At 61.4% G+C, this 18,829-nt stretch carries 18 protein-coding genes; 2 read left to right on the top strand and 16 right to left on the bottom strand.

Going from position 1 to position 18,829, the window contains the following annotated elements; genetic code table 11:
• Nucleotides 1–251: 251 nt before the first annotated feature.
• The 12 genes from ACTJJX_RS23250 to ACTJJX_RS23195 form a co-directional block, all read right to left on the bottom strand.
• Nucleotides 252–2,273 (bottom strand): DNA topoisomerase III, encoded by a 2,022-nt coding sequence (locus tag ACTJJX_RS23250; RefSeq protein WP_043081838.1) that lies wholly within the window; start codon nucleotides 2,271–2,273, stop codon nucleotides 252–254.
• Between the two features lie 405 nt (nucleotides 2,274–2,678).
• Complete coding sequence (locus ACTJJX_RS23245) at nucleotides 2,679–3,122, bottom strand: single-stranded DNA-binding protein (protein ID WP_023102545.1); 444 nt, start codon at nucleotides 3,120–3,122, stop codon at nucleotides 2,679–2,681.
• Nucleotides 3,123–3,165: 43 nt separating this feature from the next.
• The gene (locus tag ACTJJX_RS23240) at nucleotides 3,166–4,125 is read right to left on the bottom strand and encodes a DNA-methyltransferase (protein ID WP_146537835.1); all 960 of its coding nucleotides are present in this window, start codon (nucleotides 4,123–4,125) and stop codon (nucleotides 3,166–3,168) included.
• Nucleotides 4,122–4,652, bottom strand: a complete 531-nt coding sequence (locus tag ACTJJX_RS23235) for a DUF3158 family protein (protein WP_023102547.1) — start codon at nucleotides 4,650–4,652, stop codon at nucleotides 4,122–4,124. The genes ACTJJX_RS23240 and ACTJJX_RS23235 overlap by 4 nt, the downstream gene beginning before the upstream one ends.
• On the bottom strand, nucleotides 4,649–5,470 hold the full coding sequence (locus ACTJJX_RS23230) for a PFL_4669 family integrating conjugative element protein (RefSeq protein ID WP_023102548.1): 822 nt from the start codon (nucleotides 5,468–5,470) through the stop codon (nucleotides 4,649–4,651). Before ACTJJX_RS23230 ends, ACTJJX_RS23235 begins: the two co-directional genes overlap by 4 nt.
• 502 nt (nucleotides 5,471–5,972) lie before the next feature.
• Nucleotides 5,973–7,163 (bottom strand): STY4528 family pathogenicity island replication protein, encoded by a 1,191-nt coding sequence (locus tag ACTJJX_RS23225; protein WP_105608946.1) that lies wholly within the window; start codon nucleotides 7,161–7,163, stop codon nucleotides 5,973–5,975.
• Nucleotides 7,164–7,165: 2 nt separating this feature from the next.
• Nucleotides 7,166–7,726 (bottom strand): DUF2857 domain-containing protein, encoded by a 561-nt coding sequence (locus ACTJJX_RS23220; RefSeq protein ID WP_031633189.1) that lies wholly within the window; start codon nucleotides 7,724–7,726, stop codon nucleotides 7,166–7,168.
• A gap of 11 nt (nucleotides 7,727–7,737) precedes the next feature.
• Nucleotides 7,738–9,462: a ParB family protein gene (locus ACTJJX_RS23215; protein WP_146537834.1), complete on the bottom strand. Its 1,725-nt coding sequence runs from the start codon at nucleotides 9,460–9,462 to the stop codon at nucleotides 7,738–7,740.
• Nucleotides 9,455–9,712 carry a hypothetical protein gene (locus ACTJJX_RS23210; RefSeq protein ID WP_023102552.1) on the bottom strand — a complete coding sequence of 86 codons (258 nt, stop codon included), beginning with the start codon at nucleotides 9,710–9,712 and terminating at the stop codon, nucleotides 9,455–9,457. Before ACTJJX_RS23210 ends, ACTJJX_RS23215 begins: the two co-directional genes overlap by 8 nt.
• Nucleotides 9,696–10,559: a ParA family protein gene (locus ACTJJX_RS23205; protein WP_023102553.1), complete on the bottom strand. Its 864-nt coding sequence runs from the start codon at nucleotides 10,557–10,559 to the stop codon at nucleotides 9,696–9,698. The genes ACTJJX_RS23210 and ACTJJX_RS23205 overlap by 17 nt, the downstream gene beginning before the upstream one ends.
• A gap of 37 nt (nucleotides 10,560–10,596) precedes the next feature.
• Nucleotides 10,597–10,809: an AlpA family transcriptional regulator gene (locus ACTJJX_RS23200; protein ID WP_012248278.1), complete on the bottom strand. Its 213-nt coding sequence runs from the start codon at nucleotides 10,807–10,809 to the stop codon at nucleotides 10,597–10,599.
• A 479-nt stretch (nucleotides 10,810–11,288) separates the two neighbouring features.
• Nucleotides 11,289–12,188, bottom strand: coding sequence for a LysR family transcriptional regulator (locus ACTJJX_RS23195; RefSeq protein WP_023102554.1), 900 nt, complete (start codon nucleotides 12,186–12,188; stop codon nucleotides 11,289–11,291).
• Between the two features lie 873 nt (nucleotides 12,189–13,061).
• On the opposite strand from ACTJJX_RS23195, the gene ACTJJX_RS23190 reads away from it, so the two are divergent.
• The gene (locus ACTJJX_RS23190; protein WP_023082230.1) at nucleotides 13,062–15,005 is read left to right on the top strand and encodes a tyrosine-type recombinase/integrase; all 1,944 of its coding nucleotides are present in this window, start codon (nucleotides 13,062–13,064) and stop codon (nucleotides 15,003–15,005) included.
• 53 nt (nucleotides 15,006–15,058) lie between these two features.
• Here ACTJJX_RS23190 and ACTJJX_RS23185 read toward each other — a convergent pair whose 3' ends face one another.
• Entirely contained in the window at nucleotides 15,059–15,700 is a 642-nt protein-coding gene (locus ACTJJX_RS23185) for a substrate-binding domain-containing protein (protein ID WP_031668795.1), read from the bottom strand.
• A 170-nt stretch (nucleotides 15,701–15,870) separates the two neighbouring features.
• On the opposite strand from ACTJJX_RS23185, the gene ACTJJX_RS23180 reads away from it, so the two are divergent.
• Complete coding sequence (locus tag ACTJJX_RS23180) at nucleotides 15,871–16,095, top strand: helix-turn-helix domain-containing protein (protein WP_023082232.1); 225 nt, start codon at nucleotides 15,871–15,873, stop codon at nucleotides 16,093–16,095.
• 21 nt (nucleotides 16,096–16,116) lie between these two features.
• On the opposite strand, the gene ACTJJX_RS23175 is transcribed toward ACTJJX_RS23180, so the two are convergent.
• From ACTJJX_RS23175 to ACTJJX_RS23165, 3 genes are read right to left on the bottom strand one after another with little or no spacing between them, the layout of a single operon-like run.
• Nucleotides 16,117–17,007 (bottom strand): LysR family transcriptional regulator, encoded by an 891-nt coding sequence (locus ACTJJX_RS23175; RefSeq protein WP_023082233.1) that lies wholly within the window; start codon nucleotides 17,005–17,007, stop codon nucleotides 16,117–16,119.
• 36 nt (nucleotides 17,008–17,043) lie between these two features.
• Nucleotides 17,044–17,367 (bottom strand): DsrE family protein, encoded by a 324-nt coding sequence (locus tag ACTJJX_RS23170; protein ID WP_031668797.1) that lies wholly within the window; start codon nucleotides 17,365–17,367, stop codon nucleotides 17,044–17,046.
• A 36-nt stretch (nucleotides 17,368–17,403) separates the two neighbouring features.
• Complete coding sequence (locus ACTJJX_RS23165; RefSeq protein ID WP_023082234.1) at nucleotides 17,404–18,774, bottom strand: dihydrolipoyl dehydrogenase; 1,371 nt, start codon at nucleotides 18,772–18,774, stop codon at nucleotides 17,404–17,406.
• Between the last annotated feature and the right edge of the window lie 55 nt (nucleotides 18,775–18,829).

The raw sequence follows: 18,829 nt of genomic DNA, 5'->3' as shown, positions 1-18,829 counted from the left end.
CCGAAGGGTCTCCTGGCACCTCGCACGCAAGGCGCCAGGAGACCCTTCGGATCGGACGCAGAAATCGCTGATCAACAGGCTGCGTTTATGCAGCCGGGCAGGAAAACACCTTCATCCCTCCCGGCGACACGAACCGCTGGAGGGGAACATGCCTTTGCAGAAGGCGGAGACATGCTCGGGACACCCCGCCGCTGGCGGGGCAATGCCTGACAACCGCTGGAAATCGCGGTTTGGGCAGGACGTGTCTGACTTCAGGACGTCTTGCGGGGCGCGCGCCGCTTGCGGGCGGGCGGACGTTTGCCACCGGACGATTCGATCGCCACGGTGCCCTTGCAATCGGGATAACGGCTACATGACCAGAAGACGCCGGTCTTGCCGGTGCGCTGCCGGGTTGCAGCGCCGCACACGGGACAGGCCGGACCCTCCGGAACCTGGATGGCCAGTCTGGTGCTGCCATACTGCTGGATCAGCTGAGTGATCCAGATGGACTGCTTTTCGATGAACGTGTCCAGGGTCAACTGGCCAGCTTCAATCATGTCCAGCGCCTGCTCCCACACGGCGGTCGTGCCGGGATCGGCAATGGCGGAAGGTACAGCATCAATGAGCGTGAATGCGGCATCCGAAGCGCGGATGGAGCGGCCTTTCTTGAGCAGATAGCTCCGGCCGAGAAGGCCGTTGATGATACTGGCGCGCGTGGCTTCGGTGCCGATCCCCGTGGTCTCCTTGAGTTTCTGTTTCAGCCTCGGGTCTGTCACCAGTTTGGCGACACCCTTCATGGCCTTGACCAGTTCGCCCTGGGTATAGGGCTTGGGCGGCATCGTTTTCAGCGCCTTCAATTCCACCTGCTCGACGCCGCATTGGATGCCATTGCTCAGCGCGGGCAGGATCTGGCTGCGCTGAGATTGCTCCTCGTCGCCCTCGGGGCTGACCGGACGCCGATCGGCAAGCGCCAGCCGCCAGCCTGGAACGACCACCTGTTTGCCGTTCGCCTGCAGCGACTGGCCGCTCGCGGATAACAGCGCGACGGTCCGGTCGAACTCGTGGTGGGGCATGAACTGCGCGATGAAGTGCGCCCGGATCAGTCCATAGACGGCTCGTTCCTTCTCCGACATGGCCGAAAGATTGCTGGGTTCCAGCGTCGGAATGATGCCGTGGTGCGCCGTCACTTTCGCGTCGTTCCAGGCGCGTGAACGCTGATTGCGGTCGAGCTGGTCGATCAACGGGCGCAGGCTGGGATCGGTGGCAACAATGGCATCGAGCACTGCCGGCACTTCGGCAAACATGCTTTCCGGCAGATAGCCGGAATCGCTGCGCGGATAGGTCGTCGCCTTGTGCGTCTCATACAGGGCCTGGGCAATGTCCAGTGTTTCCTGAACGTCGAGGCCGAACTGTCTGGAGCAGGTTTCCTGTAGAGTGCCGAGATCGAACGGTAATGGCGGAGCTTCGCGAACGCGCTCGGTTTCCACCGATTGCACCAGCGCCTTGCGGCCATCACGTATTTGATCTGCCGCATGCAACGCCACGGACTGTTGCAAGCATCTGCCGGCATCGTCCGTGGAGCCTTCGGGCGGCACCCAACTGGCGGAAAACGATTGGCCCGCATGGGACAGCTGCACATCGACAGCCCAGTACGGCACTGAAACGAAACGCGCGATCTCCCGATCGCGGTCAACGACCAGCTTCAGCGTCGGTGTCTGCACGCGGCCAACCGACAGCACGCCCTGGTAGCCGGCCTGACGACCAAGCACTGTAAACAGGCGGCTGAGATTCATACCGATCAGCCAGTCCGCACGCGAACGGGCGAGTGCCGAGTAGTACATCGGCAATGTCTCGCTCGACGGTTTCAGAGCATCCAGCGCCTTACGGATGGACGCATCGTTAAGCGCGGACAACCACAGCCGCTGAATGGAGCCGCGGTAGCCGCACAGGTCGATAATCTCGCGGGCGATCATTTCGCCTTCGCGGTCGGCGTCGGTGGCAATCACCAGTTCGGTGGCCTGTCCGAGCAGTTGCTTGACCGTCTTGAACTGCGTGGCAGTCGAGGCCTTGACCTCGCTGCGCCAGCGCTCTGGAATAATGGGAAGCTGTTCGATGGACCAGCGTTTGTACTGTTCCCCGTATGCTTCCGGTGGTGCCGCTTCGACCAGATGCCCGATGCACCAGGTCACGACGATACCGGGTCCGTTGTAGCAGCCGTTACCACGCTGCCTGGCACCCAACACTCGGGCGATATCCTTGCCTTGCGAAGGCTTCTCGCACAGATACAGTCGCATGCAGCCTCCCCGAAAAATGGCATGGTGATCGTCGAATGAGCATCAGCATGTCGGGGGTAGAAGCGGCAGGCAGCAAACAAGGGGAACTGGATGCTGACCGGCTTTTTGCGCTCCGGGAGCATCGTTGCGGCAGTGACTAACGATCGCGGGAAAGGGATGATGTACTGAGGCTTCGCCATCGGTGCGCGCGCGGACCTCAGTGGAAGCCAGTGGACTTCGCCGTCAGGGATCGGCCCGAACGTGGCTGATGCAGGTGCAGGCTGCAACCGTTGCAGGGTGGACGTACTGGCGCATTGAGGGCGCATGTTGATTGCTACAGTCGCCCCGCAAGACCTGCTCCCTGCGCTAACAGCAAAGATTGAGGGCGGCTGCGGATGGCGCAGCCGCCCTCGGTGCTGCCTGTTCTTACGCCTTACCCTGCTTCGGTTCCTTCTGCCCCCTGGTCTCCTTCGGCTTCGTCTCCGCTTCGCCCTCGATCTCCTGTGGCTTCGCGCCGAGCGTCACGGCCTCGACCCGATAAGGAAGGATGCCGATCCGCCGCGCCTCGATCTTGAAGGTGACGCGCTCGTTTTCTTCCGCATCCTCCCACTCGTCGCGAACGGCGCGGCCTTCGACCAGAACGCGCATGCCCTTCAGGTACAGGTCCTTCCAGTGCTCGGCATCGCGGTGCCAGATTTCCACGGGGGCCCAGAAGCCACCGCGATCCTCGAACCCATCCTTGGTCGGAACCGGGTTGTCGAAATAGACATTCAGGCGAAGAAGCCTGCGCGGCTCGTCGTTCCCATTCGGAAACTCCCGATAGTCTGGCGCAGAACCGATATTGCCCTCGCCGTAGTAGTGCGTGCTCATAGTGAAACTCCTTGCTGGTGGGAAATACCTGAACCGATGGGCATCAGTGCAGGTGTTGCAGGTCGATGAACGACCGGTTCAATTCGCAGCCGATGAAATTCCGTTGCAGGCGTAGTGCTGCCACGGCGGTCGTGCCGCTGCCCATGAATGGATCGAGTACGGTGTCGCCGATGCGGGAGCCGGCGAGAATGCAGGGCGTCACAAGCGTGTCGGGGAACACCGCGAAATGCCCCCCGCGGAATGGTTTGCTGGCGATGGTCCAGACATCCCGCCTGTTGCGGGTGCTGCGCGCGCCGATCTTGTGAAGGCTGCCGCGCAGGTTTGCGTTGCTGCCGGAAGCGCGTTCGCCGGGCGGTGCGCTGACCGGGCGTGTGTTGCCGGGGCCGCGTGAATCGACTGAGGGTTCGCGGATCGCGTCCTGATCGAAGTAGTAGCGGCGATTCTTGGCGAGCAGGAACAGATATTCATGCGACCGGGTGCAGCGGTCAGAGACGCTTTCCGGCATCGGATTGGGCTTGGCCCACACGATGTCCTGGCGCAGATACCAACCGTCCCGCCGCAAGGCGAAAGCAAGCGCCCAGGGAATGCCCATCATGTCCTTGGGTTTGAGCCCGTCGCCGGTTCGCATGCCTCCGGCGCCCTGTTGGGCAGCGGCGTGTTTGGGGCCGCCGCGGGTGCTCGGTGCCTGCCATGTCCGGGTCGCGGCGTAGGTGTCGCCGATGACGATCCACAAAGTTCCGTCATCGACCAGCACCTCGCGAACCGCGCGGAATACTTCAATCAGATCGCGGATGTACGCGCGGGTCGTGACCTCCCGCCCGATCTCCAGGTGCTTGTCTGGATGGCCGTCCTGCAGGTAGCTGCGAAGGCCGAAGTACGGTGGGCTGGTCACGCACATCTGCACCCGCACGCCGTCCCCGTGCATTCGCTTCAACAACTGGCGGCAATCCCCGGCGTGGGTGCGGTCGAGCCAGTGCGCAGCATCAGCGGGAGGACCGTTCATGAGGATGGCCCGTCTGTCGATGGACCAGTACCGGTCCCGCCGCCGGCCCTGCGCTGGTGAACGGCCTGCGCGGACGCCAACTTGCTGGCGCATTCCATACCTTGCCGGGCAATGGTGTGGCACAGGCTGATCTGCATGTTGATCACGATGCGCTGCTGTTCCAGTGCAAGGAGGTCGTCAATCAGGCCGGCCGGCGTGGCGGGGCTCGCAACCAGTTCCTCCCACAGCGCCACACCCATGCTGGAACGATCGAGGTTGCGCCAACGGAGGAAGGTCGTTCCTGCGCCAGTGTTCTGTTGGGCCAGTTGAACGGGGAGCAGGTTGAAGGGGTGGCTGCGGGCCTGTGCCAGCACCCTGCGCTGCGCCAGGCCAATCAGGTCGTCTCGCAGCGCTGCGCTCTGGCTGGCCCAGGTCGCGAGCTCCCCATTACCTTTAAAGGGTTTCAAAAGGCCTTTTAGGTAGGCTGCATGTTCCAGCTTCTGGAAGTCAGTCTGTTCCAGCGCTTCGAAGCGGATCGTGTCGCTCATGATGAGGCATCCTCTTCGTCCGACGACGCGGATGCCTCATCGCCGGCCCCCTCATCGGAAGCGGCTGGCGCAGTCTGTTCGGTATTGCTGGCCGGCACGGCTGCCGGGGCTGAGGTCCGGGTTGTCATTGAGGCCAGTGGCGAACGCCGAATAAGCGGCGGTGCGAAGCGGGAGCGGCGCTCGCCTTCGAGCACGTCCTGCGGCAGCTCACCATATTTCTCCACGGCTGCGCGTGCTGCGGCGTTGTTGGCCGCGAAATCGTCACGTTTCGTGCCGGAGTAGCGGTACTGCTGCGCCAGGCTGAACAGGCTGCGCAGGGAGTGCGCACCTTCGCCCAACCAACGTTCAAGCGTGCTGCGATCGATCAGGGCGGTGTGATGCGCCAGGATCAGGCGACGGGCAAGATCGTCATAGTCGGCCAGAAGGTAGACCGCCATGAAGCCCAACTGGGAGGAGACGAACAGCGGCAGCTTGACGGGCTGCACGTTGAGATTTTCACCGAGGCTGAGCGCCTGCGGAATGTCGGCCAGCGCCTGGTCCACCTGCTCGCGCAGGGTTTGAAGCTGCTCCCTGGTCGTGCTGAGCTTGTCCTCGATGCGCAGCATCCACCAGTCCGAATAGGGGTCGTCCTGCTCGGCTCCGCGCTTCAGCTTGTTCATGATGGCGACAAAGCCGTTGAGGCCGATGATGCCGGGCTTGCCTTCGGATGGCGTGCGCCCGTGCCAGATGCGCGACGCATGGTGGGTGTGCAGCGTCAGCGACATCGCGCTGCGCAAGGACCCAAGGTTCAATTGCAGAGATTCTGTTTCGTTGGCCATGTTGACGACTCCCGGTATTGGAACGAGAGGCCAGCATCGCCATTGGCCGGAAGGCCGTCAGTCATCAAACCGCACCGAGGCAGCGCCTGTTTGTGGGCAGGTGGCGGCACGACCGGGCAGTTCCGGAACCGGGAATCTGTTCGCGGAAGGGAGGCGCCCGAAATCTGCCGGGATCGGGAAGGCAGTGTGTTGCGCTATACCCGGGGTATAGGCGTCCACAGCTCTCAATGGACGTTCGGCTGCGTCAGCGAGGGCCACGGCCTGCATGCCGTGGCCGGAAGGCAGTGTGTTGCGCTATACCCAGGGTATAGGCGTCCATGGCTCTCGGTGGACGCTCAATTCTTGAACCGCCTTGAACGCATGCTGACCTGTGGGGGGAAGGCTTCATGTTCCGCTATACCCGGGGTATAGGCGACTATGGAACTGAGTGGAACCTTACATCATGGTCGACGGCGGCGATTGGCCTGGCATGGGCACGACCGCGCGTTGATAGATGCAAGCTCTACGACAAACGAAGCATTGAGCGGAGCCGGGCGATATGGGCCTGCGCCACTTCAGGATCTACGGGTTGTCGTGGTGGCTCGGGTTTTGCGCCATTCGCATCGGGTGGCGTCCTCTGCCCGGCCCACGCACGGAACTCGCCGCGCATGGCTTTCTGGATAATGCCAAACAGGTAGCCGGCCGGATTGCGCACGCTGCTCGCGCGGCAGCGGGCATCCCATTCATCGAGAACAGCCTGATGCAGGTCGGGATCGACCGGTTGCAATGCGGCCAGTGCGCCCGATTGCTGTTCTGCCTTGAGCGACATGAAGCGCTCGGGAAGACGAAGCATGCCCAACCCGCGCGGTACTGTACGTACTTCTTTTATTTCTTTTTCTTTACGTACTGTACTATCGGTCTTCGGAATCCGAAGTGAGCCGGTTTTCCGCGTTTTTTCGCCCACTTCGGATTCCGAAGAGGGTGTGTCACGATTCCGAAGAAGGTCGGTTTCACCGTCTTCGGAATCGTAATTATCCCCAGGCTGTGGATAAGTCCTGGCTTCGGTCCATCCCTGCGCGGCCAGACGCTGCGATATCACCTGCAGCCGGCTCGGCAGTTCCCGTCCGCTGAGCAGCGGGTCGTCGATCATTTCCCTGAGCGTGTGGACGCCGACGCGCTGAACGGATTTGCTGGCATGGGCCAGCGACTGGCTGACCAGTTCCAGATAATCGACGTCGAGTTGGATGGCTTCGTAGGGAGTGAGAGGTTCGTCGTGCAGGACATAAAGGTTGCCCTGGATGCGTCCTGTCCTGGGGTCGCGCCGGCGCCTTACCAGGCTGATCCAGCGTGTAAGCCGTAGCAGGGTCAGGGCGCGAGCGACCGTTTCATGTGAGGCTCTGGTGGCGCATGGCATCGAGGCCAGCCAGGGCGCAAGCTGGTCGTAGGTCGGTAGAGCGGTGATGCCATCGTCATTGAGCAACAACCGGAATACCTGCCACGCATTGCGTTCCAGCGGCGTCAGGCGATTGTCCGTGAGCAAGGCGCGTGGCACGGAGTCATGGCGATTGCCGCTGAAAATGAAACCGTCATTCTGGCGGGCTGGGGCTGTCTGGACAGGTGCTGGTGGCGGTTGCTGAACCTGCATCCGCTGAAGAGCCTGATCGAAGAGGTCGCCCAGCGATACGGGACCGCTTGATCGGCGTGGGCTGTCCATGCTCAGACCAGCCCTTCATCGATCCACCTGCCGATGGCGCTCCAGATGACTGAGATGGGAAGCCCCATGCTTTCGGCAAGGTCTGCGGCGATGCCGAGCATCGCCGTTTCGTCGTTCAGCGCCACACCGCGCTCTTTCACGGTTTCCGACCAGCGATTCCATAAATCGCAATCCTGCTCTTCTGTGAGGACAGGGTGGCGCCCCTTGCGCTTGGGGAGCCCGAGGACGCCGCGGCGTACAGCGATTTCCTGATGGGTCAGCCCATAGAAACGACTGATCAGTTCAGTGCTGGCACCCAGGGTCAACAGGCGGTCAATGACATGGATTTCCTTTTGAACATTGTCCCACTGGTGCAGCAGGCGTTGCACGACGTCCCGATTGACTGTCACAGAGCACCAGGAGACCAGGGCATTGGCCAGCACGCTGGCCATGGCGGGATGCTTGAGCGCATCGAGATCCTCATCCTCGAATCCCATGGATTTGGCCCTCCTTAGCTGACCGTTGCGAAGGTCATGCAGGGCCTGCGCGATCACTGCCTGATTGAGAGGATGGGGATTCGACATGGCGCCTCCCCTCATGACCCGGGCATGGCGCCGTCGCCACCCATGATGCCTGCCTCGATTTCCAGCAGGCGGCGCGCGAGCCGGACCAGCCGGAACAGTTTCACCAGGCCGTTGTCGCTCAGGACATGGGACTGGTTCCGGGACGGTATGGCCGATGGTACCATTCCCAGTAACAGGACGCCCAAATCTCCAGCCAGTCGTGAAGTGTCGATACGCGCCGGAGAGGAACTGGCCGACAGATAAGGCGCACTCAGGACGTGCAGAAAAGTCAGGATTGCGCCGGGGTGCGCCATTGCGCCTGCAGGGTCCGCACGGTCGATGCGGGATGCGCATGAGAAGCCGATGCCATCATCGGACGGCACGATATGCTCTCCCACGCCGGCTTCACTGGCGATTTCCAGTGCGAACTGCGCAATATGCGTACGCAAGCGTTCGGGTTCGTCCAGGCCAGCGTCGATGTGCCATACGTCCGAGATCGGATAAAGGCCGCCGACCTGCACGGGAATGGCTTGAAGGACGTTGCTTTCGAAGTCGTTGTGCGCCTCTCCAGTATGGTCGGCAATAAGGCGCTGGATCGACTGGAGGCGATCGGTCGTTGGCGCGAGGGAGACGATGTGCTCCTGCAGCAGCGCAGACCGTTGGTTTTCATCCTCCGGCTGATCGTCAGATACGGGAGGCTGCGCCGGGGCTGGCTTCGTCTGCGTGCGGGACTCTGGTGCCGGCGCTGGCGTCTCACCAGTTCGCGGCGCTGTGGGTGTGGGCGGAGAAAGCTGCGTCGGCGCGGTCTGCGGCAACGTTGCGACGGAAGGCGTAGCCGTCGGTGCCGCGACAGGTTCACTGGTCAGAATTTGCCAGCGTTTTTCGGAGTCGACGATTTCGAGGGCGAGCGTGTCATAGACGACACCGAGCAGGTCGGCCATCTGGCCGATCAGTTCGTCCTGGACGCGCTGGATGTTGAAGTTGCCGGGTGTCCCGTCGAAGACGGCAAGAACGTCCTGGAACAGTGTGGCGAAATCAACATCCACCTGCCTGGCTGCGGCGCGGGCCTCCCAAATTCTGGCGCCCGCCCGCCGCAAGCCGGTCAGTTGCTCGACCTGGTGGCGCCCCAGCCCTCCATAAAGAACGTTCGGGATCGCCGGCAGCAGGTACTGGATGGCCTCCTGCATGCGACTGATGTGGGGCTGAGGCACAGGATAGCCATCGGCTTTGAGGCGCCGGGCAAGCTCCGATTGCGACAGCGACTTGCCATCTTCCTGCTCATAGAGCTCGCGTACTTTCTCGACGCCGAGGGCGCGCTCGATGAACGACAGGCTGCCATGCAGTTCGTTCTCTGCGAGGTGCCCGGTCAGGGCAACAATCTCGCCGCGCTCGGGCCAGGGGCGGAACAGGCAACCGATACGGAAGAACCGCTCATCCCTGGTCTCGGCCCACAATTCACGCAATATGGCCAGCCGGGTGTTGCCGCCGTTGCGGATGATGTAGTGGTCTGAACCCGGCCTTCGGGTGATGGGCGGCGGAGCGTCCAGGCCGCGTTCGCGGATCGAGGCCTTGATTTCATCGTAGAGTGGGTTGCGGGTAAGGCGCGGATCAAGCTCGTACGGACGCAACTCATCAAGGGTTACGACCATCGGGGTGTCTGCGACCGGATCGGTCAATGCGCCGGCCACCGGACCTGTGCGGCCGAACCCGTCGCTCATCAACTTGGCAGCCATTTCCTGTTCGGAGATATCAGCCATGGCCGGTCTCCTTTCCAACAGGCTGGGCTTCGGCGCTCTGGCGCTTCGCGCGGCGCAACATGGCGCGGGCGTTGCGCCCGGCGCGGTGATCGCTGGCCGTCGAACTCGTGAATATCGGCGGCAATCCCGGTTTGAGGAATTTGAGATGACCGCCTGCGGTGCGGGAAACGGTCCATCCTTCGCTCAGTGCAAATTCAATGAGAGGCAGGAGTTGCTTGTGGCCTCGTGCAAGCTCATGGACGTTCGACATGAGAATGTCTCCTCCCGATCTTGCCTGTGACCAGACCGAAGCGCTCATGCCAGTGCGGGCATAACTCGGTCGCCAGAGCCCGAACGATGTCCAGTGCGGCAGGGGCAATCCTGCCTGTCGGACGCCGGTACTCGACGCGATGAGCAGGCATGCTCTGCGTTGCCGCTCGCGGGAAGGCTTCGATTGCCGGGACCTCAGTATCCAGAACCTGGACGCCCGTCTGCTCACGGAAGATCCGCCGCAATGTCTGTCGGATCAGGCGGGCATTGGATGAGACGGCCGGCACCCGATTGATCAGCAGCTGCAAGGGTGGCGGTTCAATGCCGAGATGGCGATACGGGGCGATATCCTGGATGAGTTGCAGGGTGCCGCGCCGCATTTCCCGAGCGGCGAGAATTTCGGGCGTGACCGGCGAAACCGCCAACCTGGATGCCAGCACGGCCATTTCGAGAAGCACGCTGCGGGAACCCTGGGTGTCAATCAAAACCAGGTCATAGTGCGGCTCGAACGCCGGCAGGAGGTTGCGCAGCCGCAATCTGCCATCCGGTGCATGCAACAGCAGGGTGTTCAACTGGTGATGCTGGTCGTTGGACAGAATGACGTCCAGGCGTTCGACGGCCGTACGAGATGCCAACTGCGAAATGTCGCGCTCGTTGAATGCCAGCAACTCGTAGATGCCGCCGGGTGCGCGATGAGCCAGCTCGTAGTACGACGAAAGCGTGGGCTGTATGTCGAGATCGAGAAGCAGCACCCGCAGTCCGGCGTCGGCGATGAAGCCACCGAGATTTGCGGCGATTGTCGTTTTACCGACCCCGCCTTTTGTAGAGATGACAGAAATCACCTGCATGACGTGCTCCTCTTCGTGAAGGAAATGGGGAGCAGGGTCAGACGCGCTCTTTAAGGCGGTCGGTGATCCATTGGTCGATCTCGGCGGAATCCCAGCCCACGGCGCGAACGCCAAGTCGCATGGCCTTGGGAAACTTGCCCTCTTTCATGAGGCTGTAGATGTGGGCGCGTTTGAAGCCCGTCTTTGCCTCAACTTCTGCGCGACGCAGTATGCGCCGCTCCGGTGCCGGAGCGGGGTTCTGTTGAAACATGATGGTCACTCCTTGATGCTCGGTGGATCTTCTTGGGTCTCAGCCGCATTAGAAGAGCGTCACCGTCAGAACACATCAAACAATAGGATCGTGCTGACCACCGCATTCATGGGTTGTAATTAACCTGGTGATATTTCAGAACTCATCGCTGCCAACTCGATCCCTGGAAATGCCAATATTCTGAAATGTGACAGCTTGATAAAGGGGAAGGACAGCGGATATCACTCTGCTTATTTATTGTGCAGAGGAGATCTGGTGTTTTTCGTCTTGGGGGCGACCAAAAAAGTCCGACAAAATGTTCAGGCAGGTATTGACATACGGGTGCTGCGCTTCAGTCCTTGAAATGACGTGTCTTATGTCAAGTGCCTGTCTTGCTCTGGCTTTCTGATGCTGACGGAAGTGACTTTTTTGGTCGAGTAACGGACAAAAAAGGCATGGCACCATTGATGGTGCCATGCCTTACGGTGCAGCCCTGACCATCAGCTGATACCGCTTCTGCCAATTTCTTGTGCTCGCTTTATGAAGCGCTCCAGTTCCCTGGAGACAGGCCTCTCCGGCACCACGATGAACGTCGCTGTATTGGGAACCTCGTCTGCAACCGGTCTGATGATGACATCCGGATGACTGTAAAGCGCGATCTGCGACTCCAGGCCTAGCCCAATGCCGTATCCTGCTGCGACGAGCATGATCATCGGCTCGTGACCTGAAACATACTCGGCAACAGACGGCGAGATCAATGCGCCATCATTGAGCCAGCGACGAACGACGTTATGTCCACCTGCGCATCGTTCCGGATGGTAAAGAATCATGGGATAACGAAGGGCTTCGCCAAGGGGAACCTTATCGAAGGAAAGTAAGGGATGGTGAGTGGGAATGGCAATTGCTGGACGCTCGGTCCATACCATTTCCTTAACGCATCCGTTGGTGGCCTCGCCATCTACCGTGAAGCCGACGTCAATCTGATCATGACGAAGAGCCTGGAGCATTTCGTTCACCGTCATCTCGTCGATCCGGATCTCGGTACGAGGCTCTTCCTCACGGCAACGGGCGAGCAATCGTGTAAGCCGCGGTTGGGCCAGGCTATCGGCCAGGCCTATTCGCAACCTGCCGCGGTAGCCCTGTGAGGCCGAGTTAACGCGTGTCTGGGCGTTGTCCATGAAAGCAAGCATGCGGCGCGCTTCTTCACGGAAAACCTCTCCAGGCCAGGTCAGTCGTATCCGCCCTTTGGTGCGGTCGAGAAGCCTGACGCCAAGCTGGGTTTCCAGCTCCTTGATGGCGCGCGACAGCGGCGAGGGTTCGATGTGGACCCTTGCTGCAGCGCGAGCGAAGCTCTGCTCTTCGGCGACGATCAGAAAATAGTGCAGGTGTCGTATCCTCATGGTGTGTCTTCCTTTGGTTGTTGAAATGCTTCTCCGGCAGCGGACAGAACACTGTTATTCGAGCTTGAAAACGAACCGGAAAGAACACCATGTCGTGAAGGTCTCCCATGCTTGGGTACTTCCATCATTGACGCCCGATCGTTGCTCATGCCTGCACATAGGACCAACGAATCGGCCTGCCTCCTGGACGATCGTACGACGGTTGATCATCGTTGCCACGGGGCGAAGGTTCACGTGCATACACAGTCACCAGTCGACCATTGATCTGGTGTTCGCGAACGGCAAGGCTCGTGCAGAGGGCCTGTCTTGGGCAGGCCCTGCGTGTTGCGTTCAGAAGCGCGGCTTTGTGGCGCGGGCGCTTGCCTGGCTTGTGTTCTGCCCGGTTGATAGCGGACCGGGCTGGTTGTATGAGCGTAGCTTGTACTAGGCTTTCCTGGCACGATCACCCTGATTGGTACTGAGGGCTCTGGGGGGGAGACCAGATGTCGATGGACGTCAGCAGCCTGCGGTAGAAAAAAAGTTGTCACAACACTTGCCACCGCGAAAGAATAAGTCCATAATCTTGTCCATTCCTGTTGCGGGAAAAACGAAAACTCTTTTCAAATCAAAGAGTTGTGGACAAGGTTCTAGTCCCGTTTCCCGCTCCAAGTTATGATCTACAGACTTCTACTGACGTCTGTAAGTCGTTGAAAAGAGGGGCTTCGGCCCCTTTTTTCATTCCAGCGAGCGCCACGGAAATCCACCCACAGCTACCGTTTTTGAGTGACCAATTGAGGCACAAGAATACGGGTGGGGCGGCTACCGGATAGTTGCTGGGGCTGAGCGGGAACCATGACGAGCATAGAGCCTAAGTCATAACTTAGGAGCCTCGAAATGGCACTCTCTGATCTGACCGTCCGGCAGGCAAGGACCACCGGCAAGCGCTACACCATCTCCGACAACGACTGCTTGGGCCTGATGGTCTCTGCCGCAGGCGGCAAGTCGTGGATCTTCCGCTACTACTGGCTGGGCAAGCAGAAGCGCTTGTCCCTCGGCGGCTATCCCGCCCTCAGCCTGCGCGAGGCCCGCGCCGAGAGAGACAAGGCCCAAGCCCTGCTCGCCAGGGGGATCGATCCCCAAATCGAACGCGATCAGCGTCGGCACGCGGCCAGGCTGGCAGGCGAATATACCTTCAAGAACGTCTTCGATGCCTGGGTCGAGCATCGCCGCAAGGAACTCAAGGAGGGCCGCCAGAGCACGCTCTCGCAGATCCTGCGCATCTTCAACAAGGACGTGCTGCCCACCCTGGGGAAGATGTCGGTCTACGACATTCGCCGCCCCCAGCTCCTGGGCGTTCTGGCGGCGATCGAGAAACGCAAGGCGTTCACCACCGCCGAGAAGGTCCGCACTTGGTTCAACCAGTTGTTCCGCTATGCCCTGGTGATCGCCGAGGGGCTGGAAGTCAACCCGGCCGCGGACCTGGATGTGGTGGCCGAACCCAAGCCCCCGGTGGCCCATAACCCCTACCTCCACCTGCCCGAGATGCCCGAGTTTCTTCAGAAGCTGCGGTGCTACAACCCTCGGGGCTGGCAGACTCAGCTTGGCGTCCGGCTGCTGTTCCTGACGGGGGTGCGCACGGGCGAGTTGCGGTTGGCCGAACCAGAACAGTTTGACCTCGACCGCGGCTTGTGGATCATCCCGCCGCAGGTGGTCAAGCAGCTCCAGGACGAAATGCGCAAGGCTGGCAAGCGGCCGCAGGACGTGCCGCCCTACATCGTGCCTCTGTCCCTGCAGGCCATCGAGATCGTGCGCTATCTCCTGGGCGTGATGCGGCCGGCGCAGAAGTACCTGCTGTCGCACCGCAGCGAACTCAAGAAGCGCATCAGCGAGAACACCCTCAACAAGGCCGTGCAGCTCATGGGGTATGAGGGGCGCCTGACCGGCCACGGCATCCGCGGCACCATCTCGACGGCGCTCAACGAGATCGGCTACCCGAAGATTTGGGTGGACGCGCAGCTTTCGCACTCCGATCCGAACAAGGTCAGCTCGGCCTACAACCACGCCAAGTACGTGGAACCGCGTCGCCGGATGATGCAAGACTGGGCTGACCGCCTGGACCTGCTTGAACAGGGCCAAGTGGAAGCCGCGAGCGCGCACCTGACCATCCGCATCGATGGGGTGCCGGCGATGGCGGAAGCGGACGAAGCGGTGGGTGCGGCCTCCACGGTGTCCGAGCCCGTTGTCCCTAGCGTCCCGCCAGTGGTCGCAACGCCCATCGTCGTGACCTCGAACAGCGGCGGAATCACGTTCCAGCGGCTGTCGCAGGTGCCGCCGCCTCCCACGCATGCCCCGGAACCGGAAGTGTCCGCCATCCAGCGCGAGCGCGAAGAAATGCTGGCCATGTACGAATCGCCGAACAATCTGCCTGTCCCGCTGTTCGGCAAGCTGGCCGGCAAGTCCAAAGACCAGATCAACCGGGAACTGAAGGCGGGTAAGCTGCTGTCCATCAGCCTGGGCAACCGAGGGCAGCGTGTTCCCGACTGGCAACTGGTGCCGCTCAAGCACAGGCTGGCCCAGACGCTCATGAACCAGTGCCCGCATGCGGACTCGTGGGACCTGTACCGCATGCTGACCCAGCCGCACCCGGACCTGGGGGATCGCGCGGCCATTGATGTGGTCACGCCGACCAACGTGCCCGCGATCATCCGGGTCATCATGGGCGACTACAAGCGCCGTGAGGATGCGCCCGAGGCCTTTGCCCTGCAGCCTATCCCCGAAGATGTGCGGCAGAGCGTCCGTAGGCTGGTGGACAACGCGGTGGTGCTTGAGGGGGCCTGATCCCCGTGCATCATCCTTTGGCCGGGGAAATGGCCCCGGCCAAAGGGGCGTTGTTACGTGGCACCAGCCCCGGTGATTTGCAGCGCTCTCTGCTCGAAGCGCTCCGAAACGGAGTCGGCTTGCGCGTGGGGCCGGTGCAGGTACGTGACCATCTCATAGGGACCGTCAGAGAGCGGCCGCATGGTGATCCCCCATCCCTGACCATGGTCAATGCGCGCTCGCGCGGATACCCCGACGCCGTAGCCAGCCGCAACCCATAGCGCCAGCATCTCGAATGAAGTCACCCGCTGGATGTTCTCCTGGTCCAACGGCATTAGGGAGATCAGCCTCTCATCTAGCAGAGGGCAAGCCTCGGCCTGCCAGCGATAGATCGGGTAGCCCTGGAGATCGGCGATGGTGAGCTTTGCCCTGTCGAGTAAATGGAACCGCGGCGGCACGGCGACGGCCATGCTCTCGGCCCACAAAGGTTGCGTCTTGAGGGCTGGGTCGCTGGCCCCCTCAAGCGACATCCCTGCGTCGTAGCGGCTTTCACGAAGCCCCTGAAGCAGAACGTCACGTGCAACCTCAAAAAACGAGACGGCGACCTCTGGCTCTTCCGCGCGTTGAAGCGCGAGAAGCGCTGAAAGATGCGATGACGGTACGCCCGGTGCTACGGCAAGTCTGAGACGGGGGAATCGACTCGTGGCGTCGTGCATAAGAGCCCCCAAGAAGAGAATTGATTAAGAAAACAGCCCCATATGATACTTGTGAGTTAAATTTAACGTGGTTAAATTCTCGTGACTGTTCGACGCTTCTGTTAATGCAGAAGCGTACTGTTCAACGAGGCCGTCCCCCAGGCACCACCAGATATGAAGCCGAGCCAGCCTTGGCATTCGGCAAGGCCGTGCGCGCGTTTCGTATGGATCAGGGTGTTGCTCAGGAGGAGCTGGCGGCACTGGCCGGTATTGAGCGTTCGCACATGGGCAAGATCGAGCGCGGGGAGCACTTGCCTTCGCTGTCCGTGATCCTGAAAGTTGCCGCGGCACTCAAGATGAGTGGCACCGAGCTGATGGCTGCAACGGAACGCAATCTTCATGCCGACGCAGGCTAACGCCGTACCGGAAATGGACTTCTATCCGTCCGCCTGGGAGCGCAGTCGAGTAATGAAGCGCTCCAATGCTGGGCATGAAGTGTCGCTGTGTGGCCGAAGCAGATAGGTGGTGATCACGGCCGAATCCGCCGCTAAAGGACGGGCAACGACATCTGCACGGTGGCTGACCGCGAGCCTCGCCGCCGTGGTGAAACCAAGCCCATATCCAGCGCCTACCAAAGTGAGCATCATGTCCAATGAGGATGCGTGCTCGACGACGTTCGGTTCTTGCTCCAGTAGCCGCAGCAGCCGTGTCAGCTCGCGGCTGTAGCCTTCGCATACTTGCGGATCGCACAGCACGAGCGGATAGGAAGCAAGCTTTGTAAGTGGCACCTCCTTATGAGCAAGAAGTGGATGTCGCGCGGGTACTGCCAAGATCAGCGGGTCATGCCATATTGGCTCCGCGATGATTTCATCGCCAACCTCTGCGGTATGGGCAAAGCCGATCGTGAAGTCAACCGATCGCAGCCCACGCAACTGCTCCGACAGAGGAACTTCGCTCAGCCGGATTTCTATCTCAGGTTCTTCTTCGCGACAGTGGGCGAGGTAGGCGGACAGGCGCGGGTCAACAGTGCCATCAGATATGGCGATGCGTAGGCTGCCTTGTAAGCCCGCAGCAATCGCCCTGACGTTCTCCCGGCTCTGTTCCAAAGCCGAGAATACTCTCCGCACGTCTTGCAAGAACGCCGATCCGGCTGGAGTCAGGCGTGTTCCTCTCCGATCCCTGTCGAAGAGCGTTGCACCTAATTCATCCTCAAGCTCTTTGATGGCTCGGGACAGTGGTGGCTGCTCGATGTGCAGACGCTCGGCTGCATGTGTGAAATGCAGTTCCTCAGCCAAGACGACAAAGTAGCGAAGATGGCGCAGTTCCATGCCCTTTCCCCCTTCTGCCGCGTTGGCGGCCTGTTGCTACGATCTGATATAGACCCATCCCGCTCGTTGCATGCGCGCTATCTCGATGACGGCTGGACCCTCCATCACTTGAAGCGGCGGTCGGTTCTCTCTTCCGATTCGCGTCAGTGTCGTGGGGCACACCCAGGTGTGCGTATCCACGTCTGTGTGTGCCTGATCGAGCGCGGACTCGACAGCCTCTGCGTTAAGGACGATGCGTAGTTCGGTCTCGGGCGCGTCGCGCAGGAGATTGACTGCATTCTTGCGCGCGCGCTCCAGTGCTGGCGGAGTCGGCGCATGCAGAATCACTTTCAATGCTTGGTTCTGGATGTCTTGGCTCATGATGGTTCAGGCGTGATAGCGAGGAAAGAGGTTCGGTTACGGGTTTAGCTGCTGCAATGCCGACTTCAATGCGCTTTGCAGCATCTCCTCGATGGAGGGGTGGTAGAACGGCATTGCCAGTAGATCATTGACACTCTGCTTCGCCTGGATTGCCCAAGCCAGCAAGTGCGCCAGGTGTTCGCCCTGCGTGAGCAGCATGCTGGCCCCGAGCACGGCGCCGCTGTCCGGGGCGACGTAGATGCGCAGTAGGTTGTCTTGGGCGTCCAGTATTTTGGAGCGCCCGTTGCCCCCGCCTTGCGCCACGCCGATGATGGCGCCGCGCTGCTGTGCAGCCTCATGCGAAAGGCCGACCGAACACACGTCCGGGTCGGTGAACAGGATCGCGATCGGCACCCGGCGCGCGGGTACCGACCAGGCTTGACCGTGCAGGCCGGCCAGTGCGGCGTGCGCGGCCATTTGCCCCTCGTCCGCCGCCTCGTGCATCAGCGGTCGGTCGGGTTGGACATCGCCGGCGAAGTACACAGGCACGTCCGCTGCGCGCATGGTCTGCGGGTCGACGTGTGGACGTCCATGTTCATCCAGAGCAATCCCCGCAGCACCGAGGTGCAGTGCTTCAGTGTTGGGAGTGCGCCCGGTCACGACCAGAAGGCGATCGACGCAGGCGCTGTGATCGCCCTGGCGCATGCGTATCTGCTCGCCTGCGTCGTCGATCTCGACCGACCCGCCCAGCCACATCGGAAGCTCCTGGCTGAACCTCTGGCGGGCGGCAGCTTGCACCTCTGGATCGAGGATTCCGCCAATGGTCTCGCGCTGGTCGGCCGCGATCACCTGAACATCCAGGCGCGACAGCGCGAGGCCCAGTTCTAGACCGATCGCGCCCAGGCCCAGAATACCCATGCGCTTGGGCAGCACGTCCTGCTCGAACAGGGAATCGGTGGTCAGGATGCGGTCGGACACGCCCTCCAGGAAGCGCGGGATGATGGGGCGGGAGCCGGTTGCCACGATCACGGCGTCGGCCTCGACAACATAGGGGCCGGCCTGCAAGACACCGGGAGCAATGAAGCGCGCCTCGGCCATGATCAGCTGGTCTCCTGCCGCGTTGCGCGTCCGTTGCGCAGCACCGCTGGCCAGCGCGTCCCGCGTTTGCCTAGCGTGGAGCCACAATGCTTGCGGGCCATGTGGTTGCAACAGTGCGCTGCCTTCGGGCAGGCCTTTCGCGGTCGACCACCGCATGCCCGCATGCAGAGCTGCCTTGGACGGCATGCAGCCCACGCGGGCGCAGGTTGTCCCCAACGGCCCGCGATCGATGAGGACTACGTTCTTGCCCGCGGCCCTCGCTGCATGAAATGCCGTGATCCCCGCGGTGCCCGCGCCGATGATCGCGATATCCACTTTCAATGTCTGCATGATGTTCCCATACCAAAGTCAACCGCCACCGGAGCCGTCTCCAGGTGGCGCGTGT

This window comes from Pseudomonas sp. 22490, from assembly GCF_052044465.1.
GTDB classification, from domain to species: domain Bacteria; phylum Pseudomonadota; class Gammaproteobacteria; order Pseudomonadales; family Pseudomonadaceae; genus Pseudomonas; species Pseudomonas aeruginosa.
The sequence above is the reverse complement of the archived record's forward strand: the minus strand, read 5'-3'. Positions and strand labels throughout refer to the sequence as shown.